Source organism: Streptomyces sp. NPDC093544 (assembly GCF_040683495.1).
Lineage (GTDB): Bacteria > Actinomycetota > Actinomycetes > Streptomycetales > Streptomycetaceae > Streptomyces.
In genome coordinates this window covers 200,329-219,282 of sequence record NZ_JBFBEA010000015.1, presented here as the reverse complement: position 1 = coordinate 219,282, position 18,954 = coordinate 200,329, and the positions used below count along the sequence as shown (strand labels likewise).

17 protein-coding genes and 1 riboswitch are annotated in these 18,954 nt (G+C 70.0%); of the genes, 4 read left to right on the top strand and 13 right to left on the bottom strand.

Annotated features, from left to right (window positions below; genetic code table 11):
* The first annotated feature begins 193 nt into the window (after positions 1-193).
* Complete coding sequence (locus AB0N66_RS23965; RefSeq protein WP_365438555.1) at positions 194-1,675, top strand: M1 family metallopeptidase; 1,482 nt, start codon at positions 194-196, stop codon at positions 1,673-1,675.
* Between the two features lie 45 nt (positions 1,676-1,720).
* Here AB0N66_RS23965 and AB0N66_RS23960 read toward each other — a convergent pair whose 3' ends face one another.
* Positions 1,721-3,112: a peptidase C39 family protein gene (locus tag AB0N66_RS23960; protein WP_365438553.1), complete on the bottom strand. Its 1,392-nt coding sequence runs from the start codon at positions 3,110-3,112 to the stop codon at positions 1,721-1,723.
* 245 nt (positions 3,113-3,357) lie between these two features.
* On the opposite strand from AB0N66_RS23960, the gene AB0N66_RS23955 reads away from it, so the two are divergent.
* Both AB0N66_RS23955 and AB0N66_RS23950 read left to right on the top strand, forming a co-directional pair.
* Positions 3,358-3,978 carry a hypothetical protein gene (locus tag AB0N66_RS23955; protein WP_365438651.1) on the top strand — a complete coding sequence of 207 codons (621 nt, stop codon included), beginning with the start codon at positions 3,358-3,360 and terminating at the stop codon, positions 3,976-3,978.
* Positions 3,979-4,412: 434 nt separating this feature from the next.
* Positions 4,413-6,275 carry an AAA family ATPase gene (locus AB0N66_RS23950; protein WP_365438551.1) on the top strand — a complete coding sequence of 621 codons (1,863 nt, stop codon included), beginning with the start codon at positions 4,413-4,415 and terminating at the stop codon, positions 6,273-6,275.
* Positions 6,276-6,413: 138 nt separating this feature from the next.
* Here AB0N66_RS23950 and AB0N66_RS23945 read toward each other — a convergent pair whose 3' ends face one another.
* The 10 genes from AB0N66_RS23945 to AB0N66_RS23900 all read right to left on the bottom strand — a co-directional run bounded on the left by AB0N66_RS23945 (position 6,414) and on the right by AB0N66_RS23900 (position 15,791).
* Positions 6,414-7,511: a hemolysin family protein gene (locus tag AB0N66_RS23945; RefSeq protein ID WP_365438549.1), complete on the bottom strand. Its 1,098-nt coding sequence runs from the start codon at positions 7,509-7,511 to the stop codon at positions 6,414-6,416.
* On the bottom strand, positions 7,508-8,833 hold the full coding sequence (locus AB0N66_RS23940) for a hemolysin family protein (protein ID WP_365438547.1): 1,326 nt from the start codon (positions 8,831-8,833) through the stop codon (positions 7,508-7,510). Before AB0N66_RS23940 ends, AB0N66_RS23945 begins: the two co-directional genes overlap by 4 nt.
* A 199-nt stretch (positions 8,834-9,032) precedes the next feature.
* Complete coding sequence (locus tag AB0N66_RS23935; RefSeq protein WP_365438545.1) at positions 9,033-9,488, bottom strand: PH domain-containing protein; 456 nt, start codon at positions 9,486-9,488, stop codon at positions 9,033-9,035.
* Positions 9,489-9,502: 14 nt separating this feature from the next.
* Entirely contained in the window at positions 9,503-10,360 is an 858-nt protein-coding gene (hisG, locus tag AB0N66_RS23930; RefSeq protein ID WP_365438543.1) for an ATP phosphoribosyltransferase, read from the bottom strand.
* 51 nt (positions 10,361-10,411) lie between these two features.
* Positions 10,412-10,684 (bottom strand): phosphoribosyl-ATP diphosphatase, encoded by a 273-nt coding sequence (locus AB0N66_RS23925; protein WP_006378313.1) that lies wholly within the window; start codon positions 10,682-10,684, stop codon positions 10,412-10,414.
* Between the two features lie 34 nt (positions 10,685-10,718).
* Positions 10,719-11,204, bottom strand: coding sequence for a 6,7-dimethyl-8-ribityllumazine synthase (ribH, locus tag AB0N66_RS23920; protein ID WP_365438541.1), 486 nt, complete (start codon positions 11,202-11,204; stop codon positions 10,719-10,721).
* A 28-nt stretch (positions 11,205-11,232) separates the two neighbouring features.
* Positions 11,233-12,522: a bifunctional 3,4-dihydroxy-2-butanone-4-phosphate synthase/GTP cyclohydrolase II gene (locus AB0N66_RS23915; RefSeq protein ID WP_365438539.1), complete on the bottom strand. Its 1,290-nt coding sequence runs from the start codon at positions 12,520-12,522 to the stop codon at positions 11,233-11,235.
* The gene (locus AB0N66_RS23910; protein ID WP_365438538.1) at positions 12,519-13,163 is read right to left on the bottom strand and encodes a nicotinamide mononucleotide transporter family protein; all 645 of its coding nucleotides are present in this window, start codon (positions 13,161-13,163) and stop codon (positions 12,519-12,521) included. The genes AB0N66_RS23915 and AB0N66_RS23910 overlap by 4 nt, the downstream gene beginning before the upstream one ends.
* Positions 13,160-13,762, bottom strand: a complete 603-nt coding sequence (locus AB0N66_RS23905; RefSeq protein WP_365438536.1) for a riboflavin synthase — start codon at positions 13,760-13,762, stop codon at positions 13,160-13,162. Before AB0N66_RS23905 ends, AB0N66_RS23910 begins: the two co-directional genes overlap by 4 nt.
* Positions 13,763-13,915: 153 nt before the next feature.
* Positions 13,916-14,046: riboswitch (FMN riboswitch) on the bottom strand.
* A gap of 503 nt (positions 14,047-14,549) precedes the next feature.
* Positions 14,550-15,791 (bottom strand): ROK family transcriptional regulator, encoded by a 1,242-nt coding sequence (locus tag AB0N66_RS23900; RefSeq protein WP_365438534.1) that lies wholly within the window; start codon positions 15,789-15,791, stop codon positions 14,550-14,552.
* A gap of 138 nt (positions 15,792-15,929) precedes the next feature.
* Between AB0N66_RS23900 and AB0N66_RS23895 the strand changes: the two genes are divergently transcribed.
* Positions 15,930-17,138, top strand: a complete 1,209-nt coding sequence (locus AB0N66_RS23895) for an MFS transporter (RefSeq protein WP_365438532.1) — start codon at positions 15,930-15,932, stop codon at positions 17,136-17,138.
* Here the strand turns inward: AB0N66_RS23895 and AB0N66_RS23890 are convergent.
* Both AB0N66_RS23890 and AB0N66_RS23885 read right to left on the bottom strand, forming a co-directional pair.
* A complete protein-coding gene (locus AB0N66_RS23890) occupies positions 17,098-17,559 on the bottom strand; it encodes an acyl-CoA thioesterase (RefSeq protein WP_365438530.1) in 462 nt (153 codons plus the stop codon). The genes AB0N66_RS23895 and AB0N66_RS23890 overlap by 41 nt on opposite strands.
* A 97-nt stretch (positions 17,560-17,656) precedes the next feature.
* Complete coding sequence (locus AB0N66_RS23885; protein WP_365438528.1) at positions 17,657-18,922, bottom strand: alginate lyase family protein; 1,266 nt, start codon at positions 18,920-18,922, stop codon at positions 17,657-17,659.
* Positions 18,923-18,954: the final 32 nt, after the last annotated feature.

Here is an 18,954-nt window from a genome sequence, read left to right as displayed (position 1 = left end):
TCCCCCGCCTCCCGCCGGCTCCCCACCGACTCGACCAACTTTGCCACCGGAAAGGGTTTCAGTGGTGGAGACCTTGGTCACGCCCGGCCGCCCGACACTTCGATCAGCTTCGAATGCCTCTGCTTCCCACAACGGTGCGAACAGGGTGTGCGTCTCATCACAGGCAAGTGGTCAGCCAACCGAAAGGCCCTAGATGAGCACGTTCCGGACGCCCCGCCGCAGCGCCCGCCTCGCCCTCGCGACCGCGATCACCGTGGCTGCCGCCCTGACGGGTCCGGTCTCCCAAGCCGCTTCCGTCGGCTCCGGTGCCGCGTCGCCCGGTGCGGCAGGGCTCGGCGACCCGATCTTCCCGCTCGACGGCAACGGCGGCTACGAGGTGAACCGCTACACCCTTGACTTCGACTGGCAGGCGCCGAAGACGCCCTTCGAGGCCTCGACGACGATCAAGGCCACCGCGACGCAGGCCCTGTCCCGCTTCAACCTGGACTTCGCCGGCAACACCCTGCACACGGTGACCGTGAACGGGCGGGCCGCGGCCGCCGTGCGCGACGGCGACGAGCTGGTGATCACTCCCGCGAACGCCCTCGCCCGGGGCAAAGCCTTCACCGTCAAGGTCACCTACACCGCCGACCCGACCCAGATCCGCCATCGTGACGACGCCATCGAGGACTACGGCTGGATCCCGACGCCCGACGGTATGGTGCTCTACCCACAGCCCAACGGCGCCAAGATGATCTTCCCGTCGAACGACCACCCGAGCCGGCGGGCACCGATCACCTTCCACATCACGACCCCCGCGGGTCTGTCGGCCGTCGCCAACGGCAAGCTCACCGACCGCACCGAGCAGGCCGACGGACGCGTGCGGTGGACGTACGACTCCGAACAGCCGGTGGCGGCGCAACTCGCGCAGCTGGCGATCGGCAAGTTCACCTTCGTCGACAGCACCGGCCCGCACGGGCTGCCGATCCGCGATGTGGTCCCGGACGACCTGGTCGCGCCGACCGAGCAGTACCGCAAGCTCACCGCCGAGCACATCGCCTGGCTGGAGGAGCAGCTCGGCCCCTACCCCTTCAACCGGTACGGCCTCCTCGTCGGGGACACCGACCTGGCCGTCGCCCTGGAGACACAGACGCTCTCCCTGATCCCGAAGGCCGACCTGCTCGGCGACCGGGTGAGCGCCGAGCGGAACCTGGTGCACGAGCTCGCCCACCAGTGGACCGGCGACAGCGTGGGCATGAAGACGTGGTCCGACCTGTGGCTGAGCGAGGGCCACGCCCGGTTCTACGAGCGGCTGTACTCGCAGGCGCACGGCGGCGACAGCTTCGAGGCGACCATGAAGACGGCCTACGAGAACCACGACCAGTGGCGCCACGACTACGGGGCCCCCGCCGAACCGACCGAGCCGAACCTCTTCAAGCGGATGCGGTACGACGGCTCGACGCTCGTCCTGTACGCGCTGCGCGAGCAGGTCGGCCAGGAGACGTTCGGGAAGATCGAGCGCGCCTGGGTCACCAAGTACCGCGGAAAGACGGCGAGTACGCAGGACTTCGTCGATCTGGCGTCGAAGGTCGCGGGCGAGGATCTCGACGGCTTCCTGCACCCGTGGCTGTACGGCGCGAAGACGCCGCCGATGCCGGGCCACCCCGACTGGATGGTCAATCCGGTCCAGGGCTGAACCGACGGGCGGCCCCTTCACGGGGGTGAGGGGCCGCCCGTCTCCTCAGCGGACGCCCACCGCCGCGAGCGCCGCGAGCTGCCGCGCCGACGGGTGGGCCGGGAAGTACAGGTAACAGACGCCACCGGTCCCCGAGGCGACGTTCCCGGCGGCGTTGTACCGCTTCGTGCGCAGCCAGATGTTCTCGAACTCGCGCCGCTGGTAGACGCGGCGCACCGCGCTGTTGCTGGGCGACGCCGGGTCGTTGGCGATCACGTCACCGTCGGCGGTGAATCCGATGACGGTCATGAGGTGGCCGGAGGTCCCGTAACCCGCCCCCGTCAGCTCGGACTTGAGGAACGACTGGGATGTTATGGCCGGGATACCGGCGGCGATCAGCGTCTCCAGCTCGGTGAGCGAACCGAGCCGGGTCACCACACCCTGGAGGTCCTTGTACGTCGCCGCGTACGCGGAGTTGAAGGGCCAGTTGCCGCAGCCGGCGTACTGGTAGTCGTACGTGTAGCGGGCCGCGTGGCACACCTGTGGGTCCGTGAAGTCCGGGTCCACCCAGGCCAGTTGGTCCGCAGTCGGCTTGCGTCCCCAGTACTCGACGATCATCTGCGAGGAGGTGGGGCTGCACCAGGCCTCGCCGCCGTTGTCGTACTGGGGGTACTGGCCCGCGTGGGTCTCCTGCGAGTAGCGCGGGACCTTCAGCTCCTGGGCGAGACCGGGTGTGGAGGCCGGGACGGTGAACCGGTCCGGGACGTCGGAGCCCATCACACCAAGGCGCCACACCGTGGGCGTGACCTTGGTGCCCGGGGTGCGGTACAGCGTCAGTCGCAGCCGGTACGAGACCAGGCGCAGGCCCGAGGCCGCGTCGTCGATGGAGAAAGTGTCGGTCCAGATGCTGCTCTTTCCGTCGCTCTGGTCGTCGACGGAGGTCCGCTTGATGTCCTGGTCGCCGGCCGCCCAGCGGCCCAGCACGTACCAGGGGGTGTCGGTGCCGTCCGAGTACGTGCCCGTCAGCTCGACCTGGAGCCAGGTCCCGGCCGGGGTGTCGGCGTTCCAGGAGGCGACGGCCTCGGTGGCGGGGACCGCGAGCTTGTGGACAGTGGAGGTCCAGGTCGCGTACTCCCACAGGGCGGTTTTGTTGGTGTGCGGGTCGGTGTACGTCCTGGTGCCGGCCGAGGTCGCGATCATCAGGCCGGGACGGACGCCGGGCACGGCCCGCGCGCCCTTGACCGTGCCGCCACGCCAGTCGGCGTAGGAGACCCAGGCGCGGTTGTCCACGAGGCCGGACGGCGCTTTCGACGGGACTGCCGACGACGCTTTCGAGCGGGCTTTCGCCGGGTGCTCGGGCGAGTCCGCGGCGACCGCCGGACTCACGGCGCCCGCCGCGGCCGCGACCACTGCCGCGGTCAGGACGGTTCTGCGGGACGGCTGTTCAGCTCTGGGCATGGGTGGGTGACCCCCGGGTGTCCGATCCGAAACGGGCAGGTCCAATGCGCGGGTGTGCGCCAACTATGGATGCCTCCCCCGGCTTCTGCCAGCAATTTCGACCTCGCGGCGCCCACCAATATTGGTCCTGACCCTTGGCATGACCAGGAACGCGGCAGCCCGGACGCGGGAAGTGGCCCGGTATAGAGTTTTTTCTCAGGAATACCCTGATAAGACACCCGTTACCAGCCCTCCCAGGAACTCCCATTCACCACCTCGTCCCACATCTGCACCGGCTGCCGCCCTCCTGCGGCCCGGTCCGCCTGGTCGGCGTCGACGGGCACGCCGGCTCCGGAAAGAGCACCTTCGCCGGGCAGCTGGCCGCGGAACTGGGCGGCGCACCCGTTCTGCACCTCGACGACATCGCGACGCACGAGGAGCTCTTCGACTGGACCGGGCGGCTGCTGCGCCAGGTGATCGAGCCGCTGCGGCACGGCGAGACGGCGCGTTACGCCCCGTACGACTGGACCACCCGGGCCTTCGGGCCGGTCCGTGAGCTGCCGCCCGCTCCCGTGGTCCTCCTGGAGGGCGTCGGTGCGGGCCGCCGCGCACTGCGGCCGTTTCTCGCGCGGCTGCTGTGGATGGAGTTGCCGCAGGAGGATGCCTGGACGCGTGGGCGGCGGCGGGACGGCGAGGCGCAGGGCGAGTTCTGGGCCGAGTGGGTCTCCGCCGAGCGCCGGCACTTCGCGGAGGACCCCTCAAGGCCCTTCGCCGATCTTCTGGTGCGGCAGTGTTCCGAGGGATACGAGGTGCTTCCGGGGCCCGCAGGGGTTCCTGGACCGGACCAGGACCTCACTCACGGTGACGGACCATCCGCAGTGTGCTGAACTTGTGAAGACCCTTGCCCGAGAACTTCCTTCAGTGCTTCAACTCGGCTTGACCGGGGGGCCGTACAGGTCTTACGTTCTGAATGTGCGGCCGTTCGAGGCCGCCCCGCAGACGCGAAGCCCCCGGTTGTTCCCCCGTGATCGGGGGCTTCGTTCTGCCCCGGACGTGTTTTCCGGACGCTGCGAGGCGTGATTCGCTCACCCTCGGTCACCAGACCGAGTGCGCCCCATCTGCTTCCACCTCGTGGAACGGGGTGTGCTGCACCCTCGGCCCGGCACTCCCTCGCAGGTACGATGCCTCTCGGTGCGATATTCGGACGGCTGCTCTGCGCACCAGTGCAACTCCCGTCCGCGGCACAGCGGTTCGACCAAGGCTGCCGACGGGCACCGGCCCGGCGGAGGACCATCGGGGGCACGGTTTGTGGGGGGACGGGATGGACTTCGGCACGCAGGGCCCGGAGGCCCCGGCCGACCTCGCCTGGCTGCGGGGGGTGGACGCCTACACGATGGGCGCCTATCCGCAGGCGGAAGAGGAATTCCGTATCGCGGTACGGATGGATCCGGGCATGGCGGACGGCTGGCTCGGACTACACGCGCTGCGGGTGGACACGACGACCGCACTGCTGAGGATGTTCCGGCACCGGGAACGCTTCGGGGAGCAGCGCACCCGCCATCGCCGCACGCTCAACTCCTGGTACTGGCTGGGCTGGTGGGTGCAGCCGGTCCTTGAAAGCCCGCGGGACCTGCTGCTCGCGCACGCCTCCCACTGGCTGGACGGCCGCCATGTCCCCGAGCTGGACCGGGCGTTGGCGGGTCTGCCGCCGGTGGACACCGACCCGCAGGTGCGCTTCCTGCACGCCTGCCGCGCCTATCTGGTCAAGGACTGGGAGCAGTTGGTCCGGCACACGGATCCGCTGATCCACGATCCGATGCTGGGCATCGAGGCCGGTCTCTTCGGCGGCATGGCCCGGGTGCGTCTGGAGATGTTCGGGCAGGCCGAGCCGCTCCTGTCCTCCGCGCTGATGCGCTGTCGCAGCGAGCAGCCGCAGCGCAAGGAGCTGCGGTACTGGCTGGCGCGGGCGCACGAGGGCACCGGGCGCTCCGCCGCCGCCCTGCCGCTCTACCGGGCGGTGCACCGGGTCGACCCCGCCTTCATGGACACTTCGGCGCGGCTCGCGGCGATCTCGGAGGGCGACGGGTACGACGAGGTCAGCGACCTCGCGGCGATCACTCTCGCCGGGGTCGGGCAGGACATGATGGAGGGGCCCGACGGTATCGATCCGCTCTTCGGCAACGATGGGCGGGATCTGAAGCTCTCGGAGCCCGGCTTCGTGCCGCCGGGCGCACTGCCGCCGGAGACCGACGCGGTGCGCGAGAAGGCAGTGCTGCCGGTGCAGCCGCTGCCGCCGGGGCCGACCGACCCCGCTTTACTCGACGAGGCGCTCGCCGAACTGGAGCGGATGGTGGGCCTGGAGCCCGTGAAGCGCCAAGTGAAGGCGCTGTCCGCGCAGTTGAACATGGCGAGGCTGCGCGCCGGGCAGGGCCTCCCGGTGCAGCCGCCCAAGCGGCACTTCGTCTTCTCCGGCCCCTCCGGCACCGGGAAGACCACGGTGGCCCGCATCCTCGGCCGGGTCTTCTACGCTCTCGGGCTGCTCGGCGGCGACCATCTGGTGGAGGCACAGCGGGCAGATCTGGTCGGCGAGTACCTCGGCCAGACAGCCGTGAAGGCCAACGAGTTGATCGACTCGGCCATCGGCGGTGTCCTCTTCGTGGACGAGGCGTACTCGCTCTCCAACTCCGGTTACGGGAAGGGCGACGCGTACGGCGACGAGGCCCTCCAGGTGCTCCTGAAGCGGGCCGAGGACAACCGCGACCACCTGGTCGTCATACTCGCCGGCTATCCGGAGGGCATGGACCGCCTACTGACCGCCAACCCGGGCCTCTCCTCGCGCTTCACCACGCGCGTCGACTTTCCGTCCTACCGGCCGCTGGAACTCACCTCCATCGGCGCGGTGCTGGCCGCCGAGAACGGTGACGTGTGGGACGCGGAGGCGTTGGACGAGCTGCGGTCGATCGCCGGGCACGTCGTCGACCAGGGGTGGATCGATGAGCTGGGCAACGGGCGGTTCCTTCGGACGCTGTACGAGAAGAGCTGCGCCTATCGCGATCTGCGGCTCTCCGGATATCCCGGAGTGCTGTCGCGCGACGACTTGTCGACACTGCGGCTGCCGGATCTGATGCAGGCGTACGGCGAGGTGCTGTCGGGGCGGGGGCCGCAGGATCCGGCGGCGATGTGAGTGGGGGCGGGAGCTTCGGGCAGTTTTTCGCCCCCCGCCCCCACCCTTCCCGTTCCTGGGGGCTCCGCCCCCAGACCCTCTTCGCGCAGTTCCCGGGCCCCTGAGGGGGCGCGGGGAACTGCGCGACAAACCCGGTGCTCAGCTCGCCAGTGCCTGTGCCTCCTCCGGGGCCTCGCTCGCTCGGGGTTCCGAGACCCGTACCGCCGCTGCCGGAACTTCCCGGTGCGCCGGGTCCCGTACCTCGCCGACAAGGAGCTCCAGTACGTCTTCCAGCGCGACCAGGCCGACGACCTTGCCGGACGCGTCGGCGACCTGGGCGAGGTGCGTCGCCGCGCGGCGCATCACGGTGAGGGCGTCGTCCAGGGGGAGTTCGGCCCGCAGGGTCGTCATGTGGTGCCAGTTCTGCTGGGGCACCGCCCGGTCCGACTCCTCCAGGTCCAGTACGTCCTTCACATGCAGGTAGCCCATGAAGGCGCCGTTCTCCGCGACCACCGGGAAACGGGAGTACCCGGTGCGGGCGGTGAGCGCGACGACCTGGCCAGGGGTGACCGAGGGGCCCACGGTCACCAGGGAGCCGGAGTCGAGGAGGACGTCCGTGACCGGGCGGGAGCCCAGTTCCAGGGCGTCCTCGAGGCGCTCCTGCTCCTCGGGGTCCAGCAGGCCCGCCTGTCCGGAGTCCTCGACCAGGCGGTTGAGCTGTTCACTGGTGAAGACCGCCTCGACCTCGTCCCTGGGCTCCACGCGGAACAGCTTGAGGATCACCCGTGCGCAGGCCCCGAGGCCGACGGTGACCGGCCGGCACAGGCGCGCGAACGCGACCAGTCCCGGGCTGAGCCACAGAGCCGTCTTCTCGGGCGCGGCCATCGCCAGGTTCTTCGGCACCATCTCGCCGATGACGAGGTGGAAGAAGACGACCGAGGCGAGCGCGATGACGTACCCGAGTGGGTGGATCACGCCGTGCGGCATGTGGACCGCCTCGAAGAGCGGCTCAAGGAGCTGTGCGACGGTCGGCTCGGCGACCGCGCCGAGCGTCAACGAGCAGATGGTGATGCCGAACTGGGCCGCGGCCATCATCTGGGGCAGTCGCTCCAGGCCGTACAGCACCTGTCGCGCCCTCGCGGTCCCCAGCGGTTCGATCTGACTGCGCCGTACGGAGACGAGTGCGAACTCGGCGCCGACGAAGAAGCCGTTGGCGAGCACCAGCAGGGCGGCGAAGAGGAGTTGGAGCACGCTCATCGGACGGCCTCCGCGACGGGCACGGTCCGCACGAGACGGACGCGTTCGGCGCGGTAGTGCCCGACCTGGCGCACCAGCAGCCGCCAGCCCGGCAGTTCGGCGCTGTCACCGGCGGCCGGGATGCGGCCGAGCAGATCGGCGACGAGGCCCGCCACGGTCTCGTACGGGCCCTCGGGCACGTCGAGGCCTATGCGCTGCAGGATGTCGACCCGGCAGCTGCCGTCGGCCTCCCACGCGGGCTTCCCGTCCTCGGGCGGCGCCGCCGCGAGTTCGGGCAGATCCTGTCCGTCGTGCTCGTCACGGACCTCGCCGACGAGTTCCTCGACGATGTCCTCCAGGGTGACGACGCCCGCCGTACCGCCGTACTCGTCGACGACCACGGCGATCGGCTGCTCGCTGCGCAACTGCTCCAGGAGCGGCCGCACCGGCAGCGTCTCCGGGACGAGCAGCGGCGCCTGGGCGATCCGGCCGACGGGGGTACGCAGCCGGTCGCGCGAGGGCACCGCGAGGGCGTCCTTGAGATGGACCATGCCGACGATCTCGTCGATCCGCTCCCGGTAGACGGGGAAGCGGGACAGACCGGTGGCCCGGGTGAGGTTGACTACGTCCTCGGCGGTCGCCGACGACTGCAGGGCGCTGACCTTCACGCGCGGCGTCATGACGTGCTGCGCGGTCAGATCGGCCAGCGACATGGTGCGTACGAAGAGATCCGCGGTGTCCTGCTCCAGGGCGCCGGCCCGCGCGGAGTGCCGGGCGAGGGAGATGAGTTCGCCGGGGGTGCGGGCGGAGGCCAGCTCCTCGGTGGGCTCGACGCCCAGGGCTCGTACGAGCCGGTTGGCCACCGCGTTGAGCGCGGCGATCACCGGACGGAATGTGCGGGCGAACATGTGCTGCGGGCCCGCGACGAAGCGGGCGACCTGGAGGGGCTTGGACACGGCCCAGTTCTTGGGCACGAGTTCGCCGATGACCATTTGCACGGCCGCGGCCAGCAGCATGCCGACCACCACGGCGACGCCGGGCACGGCGCCCTCGGGCAGACCGGTCGCCGTGAACGGTCCGTGCAGCAGCTCGGCGAGCGCCGGTTCGGCGAGCATGCCGACGACGAGTGAGGTGATGGTGATGCCGAGCTGGGTTCCGGAGAGCTGGAAGGACAGCTCCTTTAGCGAGTTGACGACTGTCGCAGCCCGTCGGTCGCCTTCGGCGGCCGCCTTCTCGGCGTCGGGCTTCTCGACCGTGACCAGGCCGAACTCCGCCGCGACGAAGAATCCGTTGGCGAGGATGAGCAGGAATGCCGCCCCAAGGAGCAGCAGGGGGATGATCATGCCGCCGCCTCGATATGTCGGAAGGGGGCGGCGCAGGTACTACAGGACGATCCGTCCATCGCTGGAGGGAGTCACTCCTCGGGTAGCTGGGGGCCTCTGAATACCGGCTGGTACATCAGTGGCGGAGGCGCGATGAAAACGCCTCCGCCAACAGATTAATCAAGACATGGGCCCGTGCGGCAGGGTGGAAGGCTGAGAGTCAGCCCTGATGTTCCTCGGGGTGGCCCGTGGAGCGGGCTTCGGCGAGGGCTCGAAGGGCGCGAGCGTCCTCGATCGCGCGGTGTTTGGCGATGCCCGGCTGGATGCCGAGCGCGGGCAGGCTGGTGCCGTCACTGAGGTTGAGGAACACCCAGGGGTCGCCCGGGCGCAGGTTGACCTGGAGGATCTCCGCCCAGGCCAGGCGCCTGCTGCTGGCGATGTTGACGACGGTGACGCCGCTCTCGTCGGCGACGACCTTGGGCCGGGCCAGCATCAGGAGCACTCCGAAGATCAGGACCCCGGTGAAAATGAAGCTGAGTTTTTCGCCCGGGTTGAGCTGCTCCAGGAGCATCACGATTGTGGTGAGGACCACAAGGATCGCCACACCGGTGCCGACCAGGACGGCCCGGGTTCGGGACGGCCGGAATGTGACGGGCAGAGCGGGAAGTTCGGACATGGTCGTGAGGTCCCTCAGAGCCGGCAGGCGTGGATGGCCGTGGTCAGGATGGCCCGCGCACCGAGCTCGTACAGATCGTCCATGATCCGCTGAGCCTCCTTGGCCGGCACCATCGCGCGGACGGCGACCCAGCCCTCGTTGTGCAGCGGCGAGATGGTCGGCGACTCCAGGCCGGGGGTGAGCGCGACGGCCTTCTCCAGGTGCTCGGCGCGGCAGTCGTAGTCCATCATCACGTACGTCCGTGCCACCAGGACGCCCTGGAGGCGGCGCAGGAACTGCTGCACCTTGGGCTCGGCGTCCTCGGCGGCGTCGGCTCCGACGCGGCGGATGACGACGGCCTCGGACTTCATGATCGGGTCGCCGAACACTTCGAGGCCCGCGTTGCGCATCGAGGTACCGGTCTCGACCACGTCCGCGATGACCTCGGCGACGCCCAGTTCGATGGCGGTCTCGACGGCGCCGTCGAGGTGGACGACGGAGGCGTCGATGCCGTGGTCGGCGAGGTGCTTGGCGACGATGCCCTCGTACGAGGTGGCGACGGTCTTGCCCGCCAGGTCCTCGATGCCGTTCGCCGTGCCGGGCTTGCTGGCGAAGCGGAAGGTGGAGCGGGCGAAGCCGAGCGGAAGGATCTCCTCGGCGCCGGCGCCCGAGTCGATGAGCAGGTCGCGGCCGGTGACGCCGATGTCGAGACGGCCGGAGGAGACGTAGATCGCGATGTCGCGGGGGCGGAGGTAGAAGAACTCGACCTCGTTCTCCGGGTCGACGATCCGCAGTTCCTTGGACTCCCGGCGCTGCTGGTAGCCGGCCTCATGCAGCATCGCCGCCGCAGGTCCTGACAGGGAACCCTTGTTGGGGACGGCGATGCGCAGCATGAGGTCGGCTTCCTTTGTTAGTTCGTACGTGCAGGGGTGCGGGGCTACGGCTCAGAGGTGGGCGTACACGTCATCGAGGGAGATCCCGCGCGCGACCATCATCACCTGGACGTGGTAGAGCAGCTGCGAGATCTCCTCGGCGGCGGCTTCCTTGCCCTCGTACTCGGCGGCCATCCATACTTCGGCGGCCTCTTCGACGACCTTCTTGCCGATGGCATGGACACCCTTGCCGACCAGCTCGGCGGTGCGCGAAGTGGCGGGATCGCCGGTGGCGGCCTTGTGCTGGAGCTCGGTGAAGAGCTCCTCGAACGTCTTATTGGACATGGTGCCGCCCACCCTATTGCACTTAATAGTGTCTCTAACGCCACGGTTCAGATACTGAGCGGAGGGTGGCCGCGGTCGCCACGGCGGCTGTCACCGCCTCGTGTCCCTTGTCCTCGTTGGAGCCCTCGATGCCCGCCCGGTCGAGGGCCTGGTCCTCGGTGTCGCAGGTCAGTACGCCGAAACCGATGGGGACGCCGGTGTCGATGGAGACCTGGGTGAGGCCCTGGGTGACGCCCTGGCACACGTACTCGAAGTGGGGAGTGCCGCCGCGGATGACGACGCCGAGCGCCACGATGGCGTCGTATCCGCGGCCCGCGAGGACCTTCGCGACGACCGGGAGTTCGAAGCTGCCCGGAACCCGCAGGAGGGTCGGCTCGTCGATTCCCAGCTCGTGCAGGGCGCGCAGCGCGCCGTCGACGAGACCGTCCATCACCTTTTCGTGCCACTGTGCCGCGATGACCGCGACGCGCAGGTCGCCGCAGTTGCGTACGGACAGTTCAGGTGCACCCTTGCCGCTCACGTCTCTCCTCAGTGCTGTTCTTGTGCTCTTACTGGTTGCCGCAGGCCGACACGGTGGCCGTGTCCAGCCAGGGCAGGTCGTGGCCCATCCGGTCCCGCTTGGTGCGCAGGTAGCGGAGGTTGTGCTCGCCGGCCTGTACGGGCATCGGCTCCCGGCTGGTGACCTTGAGGCCGTGCCGGACGAGCGCGTCGGTCTTGTCGGGGTTGTTGGTCATCAGGCGGACGCTCGTCACCCCGAGGTCGTCGAGGATCTGGGCGCTCGCGCCGTAGTCGCGGGCGTCGGCGGGCAGGCCCAGCTCCAGGTTGGCGTCGAGGGTGTCCCTGCCGCGCTCCTGGAGCTCGTACGCGCGCAGCTTGGACAGCAGGCCGATGCCGCGTCCCTCGTGGCCGCGCAGGTAGACGACGATGCCCCGGCCCTCGGCCTGGATGCGCTCCATGGAGGTCTGGAGCTGGGGGCCGCAGTCGCAGCGCAGCGAGTGGAAGACGTCGCCGGTGAGGCACTCGGAGTGGACGCGGACGAGGACGTCCTCGCCGTCGCCGATCTCGCCGTGGACGAGAGCGACGTGCTCGACTCCGTCGACGGTGGAGCGGTAGCCGTACGCCGTGAACTCGCCGAAGGCGGTGGGCAGTTGGGTCTTGGCCTCGCGGCGGACGGTGGGCTCGGCGGCGCGGCGGTAGGCGATCAGGTCCTCGATGGAGATGATCGTCAGGCCGTGCTTGCGGGCGAAGGGGATCAGTTCGGGGAGGCGGAGCATGCGGCCGTCCTCCCCCGCGATCTCGACGATCGCGCCGGCCGGGCGCAGGCCGGCGAGGCGGGCCAGGTCGACGGCCGCCTCGGTGTGGCCGTTGCGGACCAGGACTCCGCCGGGCCTGGCGCGCAGCGGGAAGACGTGGCCGGGGCGGACGAAGTCGTCCGGCTGGGCGCTGCCGTCCGCGAGGAGCGCGAGGGTGGTGGCACGGTCGGATGCCGAGATGCCGGTGGTCACACCGTGCGCGGCGGACGCGTCGACCGACACGGTGAACGCCGTTTTCATCGACTCGGTGTTGTCGTCGACCATCTGCGGGAGCCGGAGCCGGTCCAGTTCCTCGCCCTCCATGGGGGCGCAGATCAGGCCGCGGCATTCGCTCATCATGAAGGCGACGATTTCGGGGGTCGCCTTCTCGGCGGCGATGACGAGGTCACCCTCGTTCTCCCGGTCCTCGTCGTCGACGACCACGATCGGGCGGCCGGCCGCGATGTCGGCGATCGCCTTCTCGACGGGGTCGAGGGCGAAGTCCTCGATGTTGTCCCTGCTGTACCAGACCGGCGCTGATGTCATGCCGGGGCTCCTTCCAGGACGGGCTGCCCGGCCTTGCGGGAGCGCAGCCACCAGTCGCGCATGCCCCACAGGACGAGCGCGCCGTAGAGGACGTAGACGAAACCGGAGAAGGCGAAACCGTTGGCGAAGTTCAGCGGGACGCCCACCAGGTCGACCAGCAGCCAGGCGAACCAGAACTCGACCATGCCGCGCGCCTGGGCGTACATGGCGACGACCGTGCCGACGAAGATGTACGCGTCCGGCCAGGGGTCCCACGACAGTGTGGGGAAGGCGGTGAACAGGCTGCCGACGGCGAGGGTGCCGACCACGGCGGCGCCCACCAGGTAGGCGCGTTCGCGCCAGGTGGCGAACCGTACGGCGACGGAGCCGTCCTGCGCCTGCCCCTTGCCGCGGTTCCACTGCCACCAGCCCCACGCGGCGACGACCATGACGACGACCTGCTTGCCGGCGCTGCCGGACAGGTGCGCCGTGGCGAAGGCGGCGAGGAGGATGACGCCGGACAGGAACTGGGCGGGCCAGGTCCATATGGAGCGGCGCCAGCCGAGCGCGAGGGCGATCAGACCGATCGTGTTGCCGATCATGTCCGACCACTTGATGTGCTGGTCGAAGAGCGTGAATGCCTCGGAGTTGAGCCAGTTCACCGTGCGGCCTCCTTGGTGCCGAGGAGGCGCTCCACGTACTTGGCGATGATGTCGACCTCGAGGTTGACCGGGTCGCCGGGCTGCTTGAGGCCGAGCGTGGTCAGCGCGAGGGTGGTGGGGATGAGGCTGACGGTGAAGTAGTCGGAAGCCGCCTCGACGACGGTCAGGCTGATGCCGTCGACGGTGATGGAGCCCTTCTCGACCACGTAGCGGGAGAGGTCCGCGGGGAGCGAGACCTTCACGATCTCCCAGTTCTCGGACGGCGTGCGCGCGATGACCGCGCCCGTGCCGTCGACATGGCCCTGCACGATGTGCCCGCCGAGACGCGCGCCCACAGCGGTGGGGCGCTCCAGGTTGACCCGGGAGCCGACGGACAGGGCGCCGAGGCTGGAGCGGTCCAGGGTTTCCGCCATGACGTCGGCGGTGAACTCGTCGCCCTCGTGTTCCACGACCGTGAGACAGACGCCGTTGACGGCAATGGAGTCGCCGTGCTGCGCACCTTCGGTGACTACAGGGCCACGAAGTCGGAAGCGTGAGGCGTCGCCGAGGTTCTCGACGGCGGTGATCTCACCCAGCTCTTCGACGATTCCGGTGAACACTTCCCGGGTCCTCCTGCCTCATAGGGCACGGACTCCGGGGCCTGTCGATGACGACAGAATGAAACGGACTGCGACACCGGGAACGATGCCGAATGGGACTCGCCCCGTCAGGACAAGTCGAAACAAACGGCAGCGCGCACGAATGCCCGCCCGCCGCGCACTGCCTCCCATCCGGACTTTAACCGTCGGTCCAGGAATTTCACCTGGTCAACCGGCCGCTGGAAGCGACCGGGTCGCGGACTGTAACCGCCGGTTCGGACTTTCACCGACCCCGGAGTGCGCTGCTTCTGGTACATGGCCAGTGTGCCACGTCTGATCGACGGCCATGCGGGCGAAGAACTGTGGGCTGGCTCACAGGCCGTGTGGATGGACTTCTGGACGGACGCAAGGGGACACAACACCGGTCAACTCGGCTGGTACCGCGCATGCTTGACCCTACGGTCCACCCCATATGGCCGAGGCTGGTCCATACCTATTGACCTCACTGGTCTAGTCCTCCTAGGGTCGCGATCATGGCTCGGCGACATCGGCTGAGCGTTCACGACGTGTCGCATCCGCCCCCCGATCGGCCCGGCGGCGGTGACGGAGGCCCTTGCCCCGCCGCCGGGCCTTCAATCCGGCCCGTCCGGGCCGACGGCGTGATGACGAGCCCCGCCGCCGGAGCTCGGGGCGGAGAAGGCGAAAAGTCCTAACGACCCGGCGCCGCGAACCCGCCACCGTCCCGGCGACGCGAAACCTCTACCGTCCCGGCGACGCGAATCCCCTACCGTCCCCGCGGCGCGAATCCCTACCGTCCCGGCGGCGCGAACAATTCGTCCTGAGCGCCCTCGCGCGCGGTCAGCAGCGCGCCGCGCAGCACCGCGCTCCCGCCCAGCGCACTCGCGCGCACCTCCACGGGCAACGGCGACATCCGCGCGAGCCGCTCCTCGACGCGCGAAGCGAGCACACCTCCGCCGGCCTGCCCGACCTCGCCACCCAGGACCACACAGCCAGGGTCGAGCACGGCGACGACGGAGGCCGCGCCGATGGCGAGCCGGTCGGCGAGGGCGTCGAGGAAACGGGAGGCGGGGGTTCTCGCAACCGCCGCGCCCCCACGCGCGCCCACCCGGACGTCCACCCGCGCGTCCCCGACCGATCCCACCGCCTCCCTCACCAGCGCAGCCGCATACGGCTCATGCGGTGCCCCCTCCGCCACGACGCCGTACTCAGCCGCGAGCCCCGCGATCGCCACCGCCCCCGCGAGGGAGTGGAAGCCGCCCTCGCAGTCCGTCGCCGACGGCAGCTTCACGGTCCCCGGCACCGGCAGGAAGCCGATCTCGCCGGTACCACCGGAGGCACCGCGGCGGAGAGAGCCGTCGAGGACGACAGCCGCGCCGGTGCCGTGGCCGAGCCACAGCAGAACGAACGTGTCGCGGTCGCGGGCGGCGCCGTCGCGCTGTTCGGCGAGGGCGGCGAGGTTGGTCTCGTTCTCGACCAGGACGCGAGCGGCGGGGAGGCGTTCCTGGAGGGCGGCGACCAGCCTGCGGTGCCACTCGGGGAGACCTGAGGAGTCGCGGAGCTCGCCGGTGGCGGGGTCGATGAGGCCGGGGGCGCCGATGCCGACGGTGTGCAGCCGCTCGGCCCCGGCTTCCTTGGCGGTGCGCTCCACCAGCGCGACCGCCTGCTCGACGGCGGGCCCGGTACCCGCGTCGTCCGTGATGGGCACCGACGCGCGGGCGAGTTCGAAGCCGAGGAGGTCGGAGACGACGACGGAGACGCCCTCGGTGCGGACATCGAGGGCGGCCAGGTGCGCCCGGTCGGCGACGATCCCGTACAACCGCGCGTTCGGGCCGCGCCGCTGCGCCCCCGACTCCCCCACCACCGCGATCAGCCCGGCGACGGTGAGGCGCTCGACGAGGTCGGCGACGCTGGGCCGGGACAGTCCGGTGAGCTGCTTCAACTGCCCTGCCGTCAAGGGGCCCTCCTGCTGCATGAGCTGCAGGGCGAGCCGGTCGTTGATGGCCCGGGCGGTGCTCGGAGATGCGGGCATGCCGGGATCCTTCCAGATCAGTGAGGGCGCGGAGACCTCGCCCGGTTCCCCTGCCGTAAATTATCTATTTATCAGGCAGGGTTCCTGATAGTTTACGTCAGCAGTACGCGGAGGACGTCCGGGAGGGGCAGCGGCACCATGAGTCAAGTGGTCTACGACATGCGCGAGTTGAAGCGCGCACGATACGCCGTGGCCGCCGTGTTCGCGGTGCACGGCGCGGTCACCGGGTCCTTCGCGACCCGCGTGCCGTGGATCCAGGACCATGCGGGGCTCAGCACCGGCCAGCTGGGATTCGCGCTCGCCTTCACGGCCTTGGGCGCGTCCGTCTCGATGCCGCTGGCCGGCCGGATCAGCCACCGTTTCGGTTCGCGCACGGCCCTGCGCGGCCTGCTGGCGCTGTGGACGCTCGCCCTGCTGCTCCCGTCACAGGCACCGAACCTGCTCAGCCTCTGCCTGGCGATGTTCACCTTCGGCGCCACGGCCGGCATGGCCGATGTCGCCATGAACGCACTCGGCGTCGAAGTCGAGCGCGGGCTCAACAAGTCGATCATGTCCAGCCTGCACGGCATGTGGAGCGCGGGCGCCCTGGTCGGCTCGGCGGCGGGCACCGTCGCCGCACACCTGGGCACGGACGCGCGCCTCCACCACTCCTTGGCGGCGGTGGCCCTCACCGTCCTCGGACTGGTCGCCTGTCGCTGGGTGCTCGATCTGCAGGCCACCGAGGACGAGGAGCCGCCGCGGTTCGCGCTGCCGCCCCGGTCGGCGCTGCTGATCGGCGCGGTCGGGTTCTGCGCGGTGTTCGCGGAGGGCGCGAGCCTGGACTGGTCGGCGGTGTACCTCCAGGACGAGCTGGGCAGTTCGGCGGGTCTCGCGGCGGCGTCGACGACCGGCTTCATGCTGACCATGGCGGTGGCCCGGCTCGTGGGCGACTCGGTGGTGAACCGCTTCGGCGCGGTACGCACCGTACGGGTGAGCGGCGTCCTGGCCGTACTCGGCGGGCTGCTCATCGTCGTCGCGGACCACCCCGCGGTCGCGATGACCGGTTTCGCACTGCTCGGCCTCGGCATCGCGATCGTGGTCCCGCTGTGCTTCGCGGCGGCGGGCCACAGCGGTCCCAACCCCAGCCAGGCCATCGCGGGCGTCGCCACCATCACGTACACCTCGGGTCTGATCGCGCCGAGCGCGATCGGCACGCTGGCGCAGGCGACGAGCCTGATGGTGTCGTTCGGCCTGGTGACGGTGCTGGCCTGCGGGGTCGCCGCCTTCGCGGGTGTGCTGCGCGCCGGCGACCGGGACCGCCCGAAGGTCAGTCCGCCGGCCGCAGCAGTTCCCGGCCCACGGCCCTGAACCGGTCGCTCCAGGACGTCGGGCGCAGCGTCCCGGCGTCCAGCCTGACGATAATCCGCGTGCCGTGCGCGTACGTCACCGCGCCATCGCCCGAGCAGAAGCGGAAGCCGGACGTCAGTCCGGTGTTGCCGAGCCGCTCCAGCCAGAGGTGGACGGCGTACGCGCCCGGCCGCTTCACCGGGGCCTCATAGCTGATCCGCAGCTCCTTGACCGCGTTGCAGAAGTCGCCCGCCGCCTCCCAGTCGCCCTCGAACCCGCCGAAACCGCGCTCGTTCCAGAAGGCTGTCCAGGCGCGCTCGACCATCACCGGGTAGCGGGCGTTGTGGAGCAGTCCTAGCGCGTCGAGGTCGTCGAAGTGGACGGTGACGGGGATGAGCCGCCCGTACGCGAGAGCGGGGACGGGCGGGGCTTCGGCGGTCACGGGCGGGGCTCCTGAGCGTGCGGACGGGGCGGTGGGGGCACCCCATCCTAAGCAACCGCTCAGGAGCCCCTGATCAGGGGTTGCGTACGGCGTCGGCTCAGCCCGCGATCGAGTCCAGCTGCTCGGCGGCGGGACGCAGTGCCCACAGGTCCCCGCCGGGCGGCGTTTCGAGCTTCGGGACCGCGGCGCGCGCGGCCTTGTCACCGGCGTCGGCCGCCGCGTGCACGATGTCGCTCGCCGCGAACCGGTAGAACTCCAGCTCCGGGTAGGCCCATGGCGCGGCTCCGGTCGCGGCGGGCAGCAGATGGTCGACCGCCTTGAACAGGCTCTGACCGTCCGGTCCCTTGTACGACCACAGGTTCACGCCGACGTGCCGGCCGATGGCCGCGAGCCGGGTGTAGGCGACCAGGTCGAAGGTCGAGTAGTGCCAACTGCGGGTGCGGGCGAGCTCCTGGGGCTGGCTGCCGTCGGCGGCGATCTGCGGGTCGATCCGCTTGGCGCGCGCGTCCAGGACGGTCTTGCGCGCGAGGTCCTTGTCGTCGGTCGCGTACGCCAGGCCGGCGAGCAGCATGTCGTAGAAGGTGCCGTGGTTGTTCTTGGCGGCGCCCTCCTCCTTGCCGAAGGCGCTGTCGGCCAGCCAGTCGCGGAAGTCGGTGTTCCAGGCGAGCATTTCGGAGCGGTCGGTCTTCGACCAGCCGGGGGCGCCCGTGTTCAGGATCGCGATGGCGTCCAGGACGCTCGTGTAGGACTGCGAGAAGTCGATGATGCCGATGGCCCGGCCGTCGTACTTGCAGGGGATGAACTGCCCGTGGTTCAGGTTCGGGTTCATCCGGGTGCCGGGGGCGAGGAACCAGGTGCGCAGGACGGCGGCGGCCTTCTCGGCGTACTGCTTCTTGCCGGTGTAGTACCAGGCGAGGGAGAGGTCGTACGTCGAGTCGAAGACCTTCTCGACGTCCTGGCGGTCCGTGCCGGTGTCGACCTCGGGGTTGCGCTGGCCGTCACGCTGGACGTAGGGGCAACCCCAGGGGTTGTCGGCGGTCTTGGGCTGGGAGGGCCACCAGTAGGGGGCCTGGCTGAGGTAGTCGTGGACGTCGCCGCCGGGGGCGGGTCTCGGCTTGTCGACGACCGTCCAGGGGCCCTGGTCCAGCCAGTTGTCGGCGCGGGCCGTCAAGTTCTTGACGGTGCCCCGGAGTTGGGGATCGCCACGGTCCAGGCGCACCTTGGTCTGCTGCAGTCGGGCCCCGTCGAGGACCGCGGTCTTCGGCGCCTTCGGCGCGGTCTGAGCCACCGCGGAGGGGACGACGACGGCCGCCAAGGTGACCACGGCCGCAAGGAGCACGCCCAGTCGAGGGCTTGCACTCATCAGTCACTCCGATCAGAAATGTGAACGCAGTT